The sequence below is a fragment of the Streptomyces sp. NPDC014907 genome, assembly GCF_055562975.1.
Window position 1 is genome coordinate 177,659 of sequence record NZ_JBVHEG010000004.1, and the last position, 12,516, is coordinate 190,174.

Genomic DNA, 12,516 nt, shown 5'->3' on the forward strand with positions numbered 1-12,516 from the left:
GGCCTGGATTCTGGTCTGGACCAACGAGATGGTCAAGTCCTTGACCATCCGGGCCGTCCTCCCCGGGCGGACGGCCCGCTCCCCGCCGCGGGTGATCCCGGGAGCCGCGAGGAGGCCGTCGTGTCGCGCCCCGGCGCGGCCTGGGGCACGGTGGAGAAAAGGCACCGAGAGGAGTCCGTCCCCCATGTCGAACCACACCTACCGCGTCACCGAGATCGTCGGCACCTCCACCGAGGGCGTCGACGAGGCCATTCGCAACGGCATCGACCGTGCCTCGCAGACCCTGCGGGAGCTCGACTGGTTCGAGGTGACCCAGGTACGGGGCCACATCGTCGACGGTTCGGTCGAGCACTACCAGGTCGGCCTGAAGGTCGGCTTCCGCCTGGAGGACGAGAACTGACCTCCCGCACCGGCGGGGTCCGCGCGGAACGGGGCACGGCCCTTCCCGCGGCGGGCCCTTCCGGCTTTCCGCCACCGGGCCCTTGCGGTTTCCCGCCACCGGTTCCTTGCGGCTTCCCGCCGCCGGGCCCTTCCGGTTCCCCCGCACCGGGCCCTTCCGGCTTCTGCCCGCCGGTCCCCCGCGGCGGTCCGGCGCTCAGGTGCGGCCCTCCTTCTCCTGGGCCTCCCTCAGCACCGCCGACGGGGCCGCCCAGCGGGCCCGTACGACGGTGAAGCCGGCCGCCTCCGCAGCGTCGCACACCACCGGGTCGTCGTCGACGAGCATCCTGATCCGGCGGTCCGCCGCGAGCCCCCGCAGCACCTCCACCTTGGTCACCGCGGCCGGCCGGAAGTCGCGGGGGCGGCGCATGTGGAGCGGACCCTCCGGAAGTCCCTGCTCCGCCAGCCAGTCCACGGTCGCGCGACGGCAGCGTTCCGGCCGGCCGGTGAGGTAGACGACCTCGCACTCCCGGGCCGCCCCGCGGCACAGCGCGACGCCCTCCTCCAGCGGCGGATCGCCGGGCGCCGCCGCGAAGAACGCGTCCCAGTCCTTGGGCCTCCGCTCCAGGAAGTGCTGGCGGTGCGCGGTCGCGGCGAGGGTGTTGTCGAGGTCGAAGACGGCCAGGGGCCTGTTGTCCTGAGTCACGGTGCCAGCGTAGGAGGCGGGACCCGGCGGGCGCCCGGGCCGGTCCGCGTTCCCGCCGGGCGGACGGGCGTTCGGGCGCCGCCCGGGGGCCGGGGCACGGAGGGCGGCCCCGCCTCCCGCCGTCCGGCCCCGGACACCGCCGAGTTCCGTCAGGTCTCCCGGCGCCCCCGCAGTTCCTCCACGGCGACCCTGGCCGCCGCGCCGATCACGGCGTCGGCGCGCGGGAGCTTGCTGTCGGACCGGGCGGCCTGGGTGAAGACGACGGCGGTGTAGGCGCTGCCGTCGGCGAGTTCGACGACGCCCGCCTCGTGGCGCAGCGCGCCGAAGGTGCCGGTCTTGCCGTAGACGGTGACGTCGTCGTAGGGGAACCCCGAGCCGAGGCGGTGCGACCACGGCTGCCGGCGCATCACCTCGCGCATGAAGGCGCAGCCGTCCTCGGAGGCGGCCCGTCCGGTCCAGATCGCCCGCAGCAGCCTCGCGATGTCCGCCGGCGTGCTGGAGGCCTTGTACGCCGGGTCGTACACGCCCGGCGGGACGACGGTGTCGTTGTCCGTCACGTGCGCCAGGGCGGCGTCCAGGGAATCGGCTCCCGTGTCGGCCAGCAGACGGCTGAACGTGTTGACGACGCCCCCGCGGACATGGGTGTCGGGCATGCCCAGGTCCCGGCACACGGCGTCGACCGCGTCGGGGCCGACCGCCCCGAGGACGGCGTCGGCGGAGGTGTTGTCGGAGATGGTCATCATCAGCACCACCAGATCGCGCAGCGACATGGTGACGGCGTCGCGCAGGATCGAGATGCCCGTCGGACCGGGGACGCGCCCCTCCGGTTCCAGCGTCAGCCTGCGGCGCGGGTCGATGAGCCCCGCGTCGGCCAGACGGCAGAAGGCGACCATCACGGGCACCTTGTAGATCGATCCCACGGGCAGCCGTTCGTCGGGGTCGATCGTCACCCGGGCCGACGGCCGGTGCAGTTCCGCCACGTGCATCCAGCCGCGGACGCCCGCGTCGTCGAACATGTTCCGGATCGTCCGCTCCACGCTCCCGCCGCGCCGCGCGCCGCTCACGACGCCTCCCCCCGGGCCAGCGCGTCCTCCAGGAGCCGCGCCGTCCTGGCGGTCTCCTCGGCGTCCGGACGGCGCGGGTCCCAGGCCACCCGCAGCCGCAGGGGAAGCGGCGGGTCCGCCGCCGCCCGCCGCTCGACGCCGGAAGCCGCGAGCCCGCCGTCCGCCGTGACCATCACCGCCTGTCCCGCCGCGACGAGCGCCAGGCCGGCACGTTCGTCGGACACCACCACGGTCTCCACCCGGCGGCCGCGGCCGGCCAGGGTGTCGAGGAACAGGTCGTGGGCCGCCGGGGCCTCGGCGCGGGGGCGTACGACGACGGGCAGGCGCGAAGCCGGCACGTCCCCGCGCCCGGCGGGGACGAGGAGCCAGGTCGGGAGGAGGACGACGCGTCCGGCGGCCAGACCGTGCAGTACGGAGGGGTGCCGGATCACGGCGATGTCCAGCCGTCCGGCGGCGACGTCGCCGAGCAGCGCGACGGTCGGGGCCGTGACCATCCCGATCCGCGCCCGCTCGCCCGCCCGGACCGGCGCGGCCGCCACACCGGCCGCGAGGGCCGTCGGGACCTCGGGGGCCAGGCCGAGCCGGAGCCGCCGGCCGTCCGCGCGTTCGCGCGCCCCGGTCTCGCGGAGTTCCGCGAGCGCGGCCAGCGCCCTGCGGGCGTGCGGAAGCAGCAGGGCCCCCTCCTCCGTGAGGGACACCCCCCTGCCCCGGTCGAACAGGCGGACGCCGAGCAGGGTCTCCAGGCGGCGCAGCCCCTGCGACAGCGGCGGCTGGGTGATGCCCACCCGCTGCGCCGCGTCCCCGAAGTGCTGCTCCTCCGCCAGCGCGACGAAGATTTCCAGATGCCGTTCCGTCAGCACTCTTCCCCTCTCGACGTGCGTCGATATGAGTTTCGAATTGTTCAGGCGCCGAGAGCGTATTCGACATGAGGCCCGGGAGCGGGCTTGACTCCCGGCGAAGGGGCCCGGCGCCTCCGGCGGGCTCCCGCGGTCCGTCGGCCTCGTGGCCCCCGGAACCGCGTCCGGCGGGCCGGCCGGGTACGAACCACCACCGAGGAAAGGAACACCCGCTCACCATGCGCGCTCGAACACCCGTCTCCCGTCGTACCGTCCTCACCGCGCTGGCCGGGATCACGGCCCTGCCCCTCTCCGGATGCGCCGCCGCCCCGGACACCGCCTCCCCGGCGACGGCCGGACGGACCCCGCCGGCCTCGAAGCCCTCCCCGCCGTCGTCCGCCGCTCCCCGCGCGTTCGGGGAACTGGAGCGGAGGTTCGGCGCCCGGCTGGGGGTCTACGCGCTCGACACCGGGAGCGGCCGGACCGTGACCCACCGGCCCGACGAACGCTTCGCCTACGCCTCCACCTGCAAGGCGCTGCTCGCCGGAGCCGTCCTGGACAAGAACTCCCTCCGGCAGCTCGACCGGCTCGTGCGCTACGGCCGCGACGAGATCGTCAGCAACTCCCCGGTCACCGAGCGGCACGTCGGCACCGGGCTCACCCTGCGCGAGCTGTGCGACGCCGCGGTCCGTTACAGCGACAACGCCGCGGCCAACCTCCTCTTCCGCGAGCTCGGCGGCCCCCGGGCGCTCCAGAACGCCCTGCGCGCCCTCGGTGACGACGTCACCCGCTGCGACCGGTACGAGGTCGCGCTCAGTGACGCCGTCCCCGGCGACCCCCGCGACACCAGCACGCCCCGCGCCCTCGCGGGCGACCTCCGCGCGTACGTCCTCGGTCCCACGCTCCCGGCCGCCAAGCGGGATCTGCTCACCGACTGGCTCAAGCGCAACACGACCGGTGACCGCACCATCCGCGCCGGTACTCCCCGGGGCTGGCAGGTCGGGGACAAGACCGGGTCGGGCGGCTACGGCACCCGCAACGACATCGCCGTCATCTGGCCGCCCGGCGCCGCTCCCCTCGTCCTCGCGGTCCTCTCCCGGCGCGACGTCAAGGACGCCGCGCGCGACGACGCCCTCATCGCCCGCGCCACCGAGGTCGCCCTCGCGGCGCTCGCGTAGACGGCGGCCGCACACGGGCCCCGGCGACCGGAGGAACCCCGTCGCCCGAAGAAGAAGGAAAAGGCACGTATCGGACCGGTCCGGGCGGGTAGGGGACACCACGTACGACGCACGAGCACACAATCCGGGAGGAATCTCATGGGCAAGCTGGGCGACATGGCCAAGAAGGCCAAGGACATGGCGAAGGGCCACCCGGACCAGGCCGACCGGGGCGTGGAGCACGCGGAACGGCTGGTGGACGAGCGCACCGGGAACAAGTACGACGCGCAGACGGACAAGGCCGCCGACGCGGCCCGCCGCTCGTACGGCGGCGGCCAGGAACCCGGGCAGCGGTAACGCCGACGGCCCGCAGCGCCGCGGCCCCCGCCCGTGAGGGCGGGGGCCGCGGCGCTCTCGCGGGGGACCGGCGGGGCGGTGCCAGGGGCCCGTCCGGACCGGTGGCCGGTAAGCCGGGGGCGGGGCGGCTCTCCGGGCCGGGGGCCGGTGGCGGGCCGTCCACCCCTCCCCCGGGAGCGAAAAGTGGATAATGGATAAAATCAGGCCATGCACGACAGCCCGCACGACCCCTACGTCCGCGTCCGGGGCGCCCGCGAGCACAACCTCGCCGGGGTCGACGTCGACATCCCCCGTGACGCGCTCGTCGTCTTCACCGGCGTCTCCGGCTCCGGCAAGTCGTCCCTCGCCTTCGGCACGGTCTACGCCGAGGCCCAGCGGCGCTACTTCGAGTCGGTGGCCCCGTACGCGCGGCGGCTGATCCACCAGGTGGGGGCACCGGCCGTCGGCGAGATCACCGGACTGCCCCCGGCGGTCTCCCTGGAACAGCGCCGGTCGTCGCCGAACGCCCGCTCCTCCGTCGGCACCGTGACCACCCTCTCCAACTCGCTGCGGATGCTGTTCTCACGGGCGGGCCGCTATCCGGAGGGAGCGGAACGGCTCGACTCCGACGCCTTCTCCCCCAACACGGCGGCGGGCGCGTGCCCCTCCTGCCACGGCCTGGGACGGATCCACGAGACCGACGAGGACCTCCTCGTCCCCGACCCGGACCTGTCGATCCGCCAGGGCGCGATCGCGGCCTGGCCGGGCGCCTGGCAGGGGAAGAACCTGCGGGACGTCCTGGCGGCCCTCGGCCACGACGTCGACCGGCCGTGGCGGGAGCTGGACCCCGAGGACCGGAAGTGGATCCTCTTCACCGACGAACAGCCGGTCGTCACCGTCCACCCGGTACGCGAGGCGGGGCGCGTCCAGCGTCCGTACCAGGGCACGTACACCAGTGCCCGGCGCCTCGTCCTGCGCACCTTCTCCGACTCGAAGAGCCCGGCCCTGCGCGCGAAGGCCGAACGCTTCCTCACGAGCGCGCCGTGCCCGGTGTGCGGCGGCGGACGGCTGCGGCCCGAGGCGCTGGCGGTGACCTTCGCCGGCCGTACCGTCGCCGAACTCGCCGCGCTGCCCCTGACGGACCTGGCCGGTGTCCTCACCACGGCGGCGACGGCGGCGGACGCCACGGAGACCGCACGGGTGCTCACCGAGGACCTGGTCGCCCGGATCGGCGCCGTGGGGGAACTCGGCCTCGGCTACCTCAGCCTGGACCGCGCCACCCCCACCCTCTCCAGCGGGGAGCTGCAGCGGCTGCGGCTCGCCACCCAGCTGCGGTCGGGCCTGTTCGGCGTGGTGTACGTCCTCGACGAGCCGTCGGCGGGACTGCACCCGGCCGACACCGAGGCCCTGCTCGTCGTCCTCGACCGGCTCAAGGCGGCCGGGAACTCGGTCTTCGTCGTGGAGCACCACCTCGACGTGGTGCGGCACGCCGACTGGCTGGTGGACGTCGGACCGGGCGCCGGGGTGCACGGCGGGCGGGTGCTGCACAGCGGACCGCCGCGCGAACTCGCCGGCGTCGGGGAGTCCGTGACCCGGCGGTTCCTCTTCGACCGGGAGGCCGCCCCCGCGCGGGCGGTGCGCGAACCGGCGGGCTGGCTGCGGACGGGGCCGGTCACCCGGCACAACCTGCGGGACGTGGAGGCGGCCTTCCCCCTCGGCGTGTTCACCGCCGTCACGGGCGTCTCCGGCTCGGGCAAGTCCACCCTCGTGGACGCGCTGACCGGTGAACCCGACGACGCCGTGCGGCTGGTGATCGTGGACCAGCGGCCCATCGGCCGGACCCCGCGCTCCAACCTCGCCACGTACACGGGCCTGTTCGACGTCGTGCGCAAGCTGTTCGCGGAGACGGAAGAGGCGGTGGCGCGCGGATACCGGGCGGGACGCTTCTCCTTCAACGTGCCCGGCGGGCGGTGCGAGACCTGTCAGGGCGAGGGGTTCGTCTCGGTCGAACTGCTCTTCCTGCCGAGTACGTACGCGCCCTGCCCCGACTGCCACGGGGCCCGCTACAACCCCGAGACCCTCCGGGTGCGGCTGCGCGGCCTCACCGTCGCCGAGGTCCTCGACCTGACCGTGGAGTCGGCCGCCGTTTTCTTCGAGGACACCCCCGCCGCCGCACGGAGCCTGCGCACCCTCCTCGACGTGGGCCTCGGCCATCTGCGGCTCGGACAGCCCGCCACGGAGCTCTCCGGCGGCGAGGCCCAGCGCATCAAGCTCGCCTCGGAGCTCCAGCGGCCGCACCGCTCCCCCACCCTGTACGTGCTCGACGAGCCGACGACCGGCCTGCACCCGGCCGACGTCGAGGTCCTGCTGCGCCGGCTCCACGACCTCGTGGACGCCGGGCACTCGGTGGTCGTCGTCGAACACGACATGGACGTGGTCGCCACCGCCGACTGGGTGATCGACCTCGGTCCGGGCGGCGGGGACCGGGGCGGGCGGATCGTGGCGGCGGGTCCCCCGGAGCGGGTGGCGGGCGCGGCGGAGAGCCGCACCGCGCCCTATCTGGCGCGGGCCCTCTCCGGACAGTCCTGAGGGAGCCTCCGGACGCCCCCGGGCACGTCGCGGAAGGCGGACCCGGTCCCCACCCGTCCACGGGGCCCGTGCGACAGTGACAGCCCTCCCGGCACCGGTCCCGGGACCTCGCCGCGGCGGTTCCCCTCCCGGGCGGGGCCCGCCGTCCGGGACGGCCGCACACGGAAGAAGGGCACATCACGATGACGAACGACGAGGCCGACGGCACCGCGGTGCTCGACGACCCGGTGGGCGAGTCGCTGCGCGGCCGTCACGCGGACCTCGGGCGCCGGAAGGGCCGGGCCGCCACCTATCTGCCGGAGGTGGCGACCTTCTCCACGGTGCCCGCCGACGCGGACGCGGCGGACTGGGACGACCTGGCGCGGCTCCTCGGCCGGGACGCCTTCGCCGACATGTTCAGCTGCGAGGCGGTCCCGCCCGGCTGGGAACCGGTCTTCGTCCTGGAGGGCCGGCAGATGATCTGGCCCGCCGGCGGCGTCCCCGGCACGACCCGTGCCGCGGCCGGCGCCGAGGTGGTCGAACTCGGCGCGGCCGACGTGCCCGAGATGCTCGACCTGATCGCCCGTACCCGGCCGGGACCGTTCTGGCCGCGCACCCGCGAGCTCGGCACCTACCTCGGCGTCCGTGACGGCGGCCGGCTGGTGGCCATGGCGGGCGAGCGGCTCCGGCCCCCGGGCTGGACCGAGATCAGCGCCGTCTGCACGGCCCCCGAGGCGCGCGGGCGAGGACACGCCGCCCGTCTGACGGACGCGCTCGTCGCCCGCGTCCTGGCACGGAACGAACGTCCCTTCCTGCACGTGGCCGAGAAGAACGCCACGGCGATCGCGCTCTACGAACGGCTCGGCTTCACGAGCCGGAGACACGTGACCTTCCGGGGCTTCCGCACCCCGTGACGGCGCCGCGCCCGTACCCCCGCCCGTGCCTCCTCCGCCCGTACCTCCCCACGGGCGGGGGTACGCACGGGCATGCGGACGCACGGGCGCGCGGGCCCTTCGGCGCCGCGCGCGCGTCCGTGGACGCTCGGCCGTGGAACGGCGGCGGCGCGGTCGTGCGTCCGTGACCGCTCGGCCGTGTATCCGTACGGCATCGGCCCTGGTCGGCGGCGGTTCCCCGCCCGCGCCCCGGGGCACCGGCCCGCACGGCCCGCCGCCCGGCAGGGCATGATGGAGGACCGCACCGCACGGTGCGCGACCACGCCCTCCCGCCCGCACCCCACCCGATGGACGCACATGCCCGAGCCCGCCCCCGTGAGGATCCTGCTCGTCGAGGACGACGAGGTGATCCGCAGGTCCGTCGCGATGGCCCTGGAACGCTACGGCTACGACGTGGTCGTGGCGGGCGACGGACTGAGCGGGCTCGAACTGTTCCGGGAGGGCCGCTTCGACCTGCTGCTGCTCGACGTGATGCTGCCGGGCCTGGACGGCATCGGGCTGTGCCGCCGGATCCGGGAGACCGGCACGGACCCGATCCTGATGATGTCCGCGCGCGGCGACTCCCTCGACGTGGTCTCCGGCCTGGAGGCCGGCGCCGACGACTACGTGGTCAAGCCGGTCGACACCGCGGTCCTGGTCGCCCGGATACGCTCGCTGCTGCGCCGGGCCACCTTCGTGCCGCCGGCGCGGGAGGAACGGGAGGCGGAGCCCGGGCCGGCCGACCGGCTGGTCTTCGGCGACCTGACCGTCCTCCCGGCGGCCCTGGAGGTGTACCGGGGCGGCGAGGAGATCGCGCTGGCCCCGACCGAGCTGCGGCTGCTGCTCGAGTTCGCCGCCCACCCCGGGATCGTGCTGAACCGCCAGACCCTGCTGCGCAACGTGTGGGACTACGGCTGGGACGGCGACTCCCGGGTCGTCGACCTGTGCGTCCAGCGCCTGCGCAAGAAGGTGGGCGCCGACCGCATCGAGACGGTCCGCGGTTTCGGCTACAAGCTGCGCCGCTGACCCGGGGGCCGAGATGCCGATCACGCGCGCGCTCCTGAACCCCCGTTCGATGCGGTGGAAGACCGTCCTCCTGGTGACCCTGGCCTGCGCCGCGATGGCGCTCACGGTCGGTGTCCTGGTGCACGAGTCGACCCTGCGGCGGTCGATGCACGAGGGCGAGGGGAGAGCGGTCGGCGCACTGGAAACGGCGATCGGGGACGCCCGGGACGCCCGGCGGGAACCGCCCCTCGTGGCACCGGGCGAGCTTCCGGAACCCCTCCTGCGGCAGGTCGACCTCCACGGCCGGGGCACCTTCTACGAGGACGGCCTCCCCGCGCCCGTCTTCTGGGCCGCGAAGAAGGAGGGCGGGCAGGTGTACGCGGTCGAGATCGACATGACCGCCGACCTGCTCACCCGGCGCGCCCTGGACCGGCACATGTGGAAGTACTCCCTGGTCACCCTGGCCTTCGTGGTGCCGATCACGATTCTCGCGACCGAGCCGCCGGCCCGGCGGCTGCGCCGGGTGGCCGGTACGGCGCGGCGCATCGCGGCGGGCGACCTGGACGCGCGCACGGGGATGGGGGACCGCGGGGGCGACGAGATCACCGAGATCTCGGCCACGGTCGACTCGATGGCCGACAGCCTGCGCGAGCGCATCGCGAGCGAGCAGCGCTTCACCGCCGACGTCGCGCACGAACTGCGCACCCCGCTGATGGGGCTGGTCACCTCGGCCGGCCTGCTGCCCGAGGGGGAGGCCACCGAGCTGGTGCGGGACCGGACCCGGGTGCTGCGCGACCTGATCGAGGACCTGCTGGAGATCTCCCGTCTCGACGCGGGCGCCGAGCGGTCGTGGTCGCGCGCGGTGGACGTCGCCGAACTCGTCGGGGAGTCGGTGGCGAGGACCGGTCTCGCGGCGCGGGTGACGGTGGTCGGCGCTCCGGTGACCGAGACGGACCCGCGCCGTCTGGACCGCATCGTCGCCAACCTCGTCGTCAACGCCCACCGGCACGGCGCCGGTCCCGTGGAGGTCACCGTCACGGACCGTACGGTGACGGTCCGGGACCACGGGCCCGGTTTCCCCGCCGACCTCCTGGCCCACGGCCCCCAGCGCTTCCGCACGGGAGCGGCCGAGCGGGGCCGGGGCCACGGTCTGGGCCTCACGATCGCGCGCGGACAGGCGAAGGTGATCGGGGCGTCGCTGGACTTCGCCAACCATCCCGGGGACGGCGGAGCGGTGGCCGTGCTGCGCCTGCCGGAGGGCGCCCCGGACCCGGACGGGGCCGCCGCCCGGGCGTAGCCGCCCGGCGGCCCCGGGCCGATACAGGACCGATGGGTTCCCGAGTCCCCGCGGCGCCCCGCCCCACACGGTCCCGACGGGCCGCCACCGGAGTCTTGTCGGCGTACGGATCACGCGCGTCAGAGCCCGGAGTTGGTCGCCATGCCCCTTTCCCCCGTCTCCCTTCCCCGCACCCGGCGCGGCCGCGTCGCGGGCGGTGTGTCCGCCCTGCTGCTCCTGACCGCCCTGGGCGTCGCCGTCACCGCGGCGCCGGACGGTTCCCCCTCCCCGTCCGCCGGGGGCGCCCCCGGCGCCTCGTCCGCCGAGCCGCACGGCGGCCGGGAGGAGATCGTCGACGACGGCACGGTCCCGTGGCCGTCGGAGGGCCAGACGGCGGTCGGGCTCGAGGACGGAGGTTCCCTCGGTACGCGGGGCGAGGAGCGTCCGGTGCCGATCGCGAGCCTGGCGAAGGTGATGACCGCCCACGTCATCCTGCGGGAACACCCGCTGCGGCCGGGCGAACCCGGCCCCCTGATCGAGGCGGACCGGGAGGCGGCGTACGAGGTGGGCGTCGGGGGCGAGTCGACCGTGCCGGTCACGGCCGGCCGGAAGTACTCCCAGCGGCAGCTCCTGGAGCTGCTGCTGATCCCCTCCGGGAACAACGTCGCCCGTCTGCTGGCCCGCTGGGACTCCGGCGGCCAGGAGGCCTTCGTGAAGAAGATGCGGCGGGCGGCGGACGAGCTGGGCATGACCCGTTCGACCTACACGGGGGCCAGCGGGATCGAGGTCACCACCACGAGCACGGCGGTCGACCAGCTGAAGCTGGCCCGGCGGGTGATGAAGGACCCCGTCTTCCGCGAGATCGTGGCGAGCCGGTCGGTCACCGTCCCCGGTGCGGGGACCGTCTCCAACACCAACTCCCTGCTCGGGGAATCGGGCGTCGTCGGCCTGAAGACGGGCTCCAGCACCCCGGCGGGGGGCAACCTCCTCTGGGCCTCCGAGGTCCGCACCGGCGGCGGGACCCGTCTGCTCCTGGGCGCGGTCCTGCACCAGCGGGCGGACACCACGGCCGGCGAGGGCCTCCGGGCGGCCCTGGAGAACAGCCGCGCGCTGATCGACGGACTCCGCGGCCGCCTGGCCCCCTCGCGGACGGGGAGCTGAGGCGTGGTGACGACGACACCGGCGGAGAACGACGTGGCGGCCCCGGACGTGCGGCGGGAACCACCGCCGGACCCGGCGGCCGGGAGGCCGGCGCCGCCCCCGCGCACTTCCTTCCGCCCCTTCCGCCCCTTCCGGTCCACCCGGGCGCGCGGCCGGGGGAGGCCGACGGCCGTCCTCTCCGCGCTCCTCGTCCTGCTCCTCCTCGGCCACGGCCTGATTCCGAACGGCCCGGGCCGTCCGGGCAGTCTGGTCGAGACGCTGCTCCCCTGGACGGGCCTGGTGGTCGTGGTGCTCCTGGCCGTGGCGCTCCTGCGCGGATCGGTCGTGGCGCTGGTGGCCCCGGCGCTCCCGGCCATCGCGTGGCTCGCGGTCTTCGGGGGCGCGTTCCTCACCGATCCGCCGCCCGGCGGGGACCTCACCCTCGTCAGCCACAACGTCAGCCAGGACAACCCCGATCCGGGGGGCACGGCCCGGAGCCTGCTCGCGTCCGGGGCGGACGTCCTCGCCCTGGAGGAGCTGAGTCCCGCCACGGCGCCCGCGTACGAACGGATTCTGGCGCCCTCGTACCCGTACCACTTCTACCAGGGCACGGTGGGCATCTGGAGCGTCTTCCCCCTGCGCGACGCCCGCGCCCTGCCGATCATGCCGTGGACCCGGGCCCTGCGCGCCACGGTGGAGACCCCGTCGGGCCCGCTGCACGTCCACGTGGCGCACCTCGCGTCCGTCCGTGTCGGCCCGTCCGGTTTCACCACGCGCGCACGCGACGAGGCGCTGGGCCGCCTCGCCGCGTCCGTGCGGGCCGAGAACGCCCCGCGTGCCGTGGTGATGGGGGACTTCAACGGTTCCACCGACGACCGCGCGCTGCGGCCGCTCACCTCCCGCATGGTCCCGGTCCATTCCTCGGCGGGCACGGGCCTGGGCTTCACCTGGCCCGCGCGCTTCCCGGTGGTCCGGATCGACCAGATCCTCGTCAGGGGCGTACGGGCCACCTCGTCGTGGGAGCTGCCCGCGACGTCGAGCGACCACCTCCCGGTGGCGGCCCGGATCGCCCTCGGTCCGGACGCGGCCGCCGGCGCGGACCGGTGACGGTCAGCCGG

General features: G+C 75.1%; 12 protein-coding genes. 9 read left to right on the forward strand and 3 right to left on the reverse strand.

The window, feature by feature from the left end; translation table 11 throughout:
* Positions 1-184: 184 nt before the first annotated feature.
* Entirely contained in the window at positions 185-400 is a 216-nt protein-coding gene (locus tag ACZ3IL_RS13010; RefSeq protein WP_467389607.1) for a dodecin, read from the forward strand.
* 195 nt (positions 401-595) lie between these two features.
* Here the strand turns inward: ACZ3IL_RS13010 and ACZ3IL_RS13015 are convergent, their stop codons facing one another.
* From ACZ3IL_RS13015 to ACZ3IL_RS13025, 3 genes are all read right to left on the reverse strand, one after another.
* Positions 596-1,084 (reverse strand): phosphatase domain-containing protein, encoded by a 489-nt coding sequence (locus ACZ3IL_RS13015; RefSeq protein WP_467389609.1) that lies wholly within the window; start codon positions 1,082-1,084, stop codon positions 596-598.
* 149 nt (positions 1,085-1,233) lie between these two features.
* A complete protein-coding gene (locus tag ACZ3IL_RS13020; RefSeq protein ID WP_467389611.1) occupies positions 1,234-2,100 on the reverse strand; it encodes a serine hydrolase in 867 nt (288 codons plus the stop codon).
* A gap of 44 nt (positions 2,101-2,144) precedes the next feature.
* On the reverse strand, positions 2,145-3,008 hold the full coding sequence (locus tag ACZ3IL_RS13025; protein WP_467389613.1) for a LysR family transcriptional regulator: 864 nt from the start codon (positions 3,006-3,008) through the stop codon (positions 2,145-2,147).
* Between the two features lie 215 nt (positions 3,009-3,223).
* Here ACZ3IL_RS13025 and bla point away from each other — a divergent pair, with 215 nt between their 5' ends.
* The 8 genes from bla (at position 3,224) to ACZ3IL_RS13065 (ending at position 12,505) form a co-directional block, all read left to right on the forward strand.
* Complete coding sequence (gene bla, locus ACZ3IL_RS13030; protein WP_467389615.1) at positions 3,224-4,162, forward strand: class A beta-lactamase; 939 nt, start codon at positions 3,224-3,226, stop codon at positions 4,160-4,162.
* Between the two features lie 138 nt (positions 4,163-4,300).
* A complete protein-coding gene (locus ACZ3IL_RS13035; RefSeq protein WP_467389617.1) occupies positions 4,301-4,498 on the forward strand; it encodes an antitoxin in 198 nt (65 codons plus the stop codon).
* 207 nt (positions 4,499-4,705) lie between these two features.
* A complete protein-coding gene (locus ACZ3IL_RS13040; RefSeq protein ID WP_467389619.1) occupies positions 4,706-7,066 on the forward strand; it encodes an ATP-binding cassette domain-containing protein in 2,361 nt (786 codons plus the stop codon).
* Positions 7,067-7,248: 182 nt separating this feature from the next.
* On the forward strand, positions 7,249-7,959 hold the full coding sequence (locus tag ACZ3IL_RS13045; protein WP_467389621.1) for a GNAT family N-acetyltransferase: 711 nt from the start codon (positions 7,249-7,251) through the stop codon (positions 7,957-7,959).
* A gap of 336 nt (positions 7,960-8,295) precedes the next feature.
* Positions 8,296-9,003 (forward strand): two-component system response regulator CseB, encoded by a 708-nt coding sequence (gene cseB, locus ACZ3IL_RS13050; RefSeq protein WP_467389623.1) that lies wholly within the window; start codon positions 8,296-8,298, stop codon positions 9,001-9,003.
* A 13-nt stretch (positions 9,004-9,016) separates the two neighbouring features.
* Positions 9,017-10,279, forward strand: a complete 1,263-nt coding sequence (locus tag ACZ3IL_RS13055) for an ATP-binding protein (protein ID WP_467389625.1) — start codon at positions 9,017-9,019, stop codon at positions 10,277-10,279.
* 141 nt (positions 10,280-10,420) lie between these two features.
* Positions 10,421-11,419 carry a D-alanyl-D-alanine carboxypeptidase family protein gene (locus tag ACZ3IL_RS13060; protein ID WP_467389627.1) on the forward strand — a complete coding sequence of 333 codons (999 nt, stop codon included), beginning with the start codon at positions 10,421-10,423 and terminating at the stop codon, positions 11,417-11,419.
* 3 nt (positions 11,420-11,422) lie between these two features.
* Positions 11,423-12,505 (forward strand): endonuclease/exonuclease/phosphatase family protein, encoded by a 1,083-nt coding sequence (locus ACZ3IL_RS13065; RefSeq protein WP_467389629.1) that lies wholly within the window; start codon positions 11,423-11,425, stop codon positions 12,503-12,505.
* Positions 12,506-12,516: the final 11 nt, after the last annotated feature.

Coding starts and splice junctions, on each gene's coding strand:
- ACZ3IL_RS13010 (WP_467389607.1), top strand. CDS start 185: ATGTCGAACCACACCTACCGCGTCACCGAGATCGTCGGCACCTCCACC.
- ACZ3IL_RS13020 (WP_467389611.1), bottom strand. CDS start 2,100: ATGTTCGACGACGCGGGCGTCCGCGGCTGGATGCACGTGGCGGAACTG.
- bla (WP_467389615.1), top strand. CDS start 3,224: ATGCGCGCTCGAACACCCGTCTCCCGTCGTACCGTCCTCACCGCGCTG.
- ACZ3IL_RS13035 (WP_467389617.1), top strand. CDS start 4,301: ATGGGCAAGCTGGGCGACATGGCCAAGAAGGCCAAGGACATGGCGAAG.
- ACZ3IL_RS13040 (WP_467389619.1), top strand. CDS start 4,706: ATGCACGACAGCCCGCACGACCCCTACGTCCGCGTCCGGGGCGCCCGC.
- ACZ3IL_RS13045 (WP_467389621.1), top strand. CDS start 7,249: ATGACGAACGACGAGGCCGACGGCACCGCGGTGCTCGACGACCCGGTG.
- cseB (WP_467389623.1), top strand. CDS start 8,296: ATGCCCGAGCCCGCCCCCGTGAGGATCCTGCTCGTCGAGGACGACGAG.
- ACZ3IL_RS13055 (WP_467389625.1), top strand. CDS start 9,017: ATGCCGATCACGCGCGCGCTCCTGAACCCCCGTTCGATGCGGTGGAAG.
- ACZ3IL_RS13060 (WP_467389627.1), top strand. CDS start 10,421: ATGCCCCTTTCCCCCGTCTCCCTTCCCCGCACCCGGCGCGGCCGCGTC.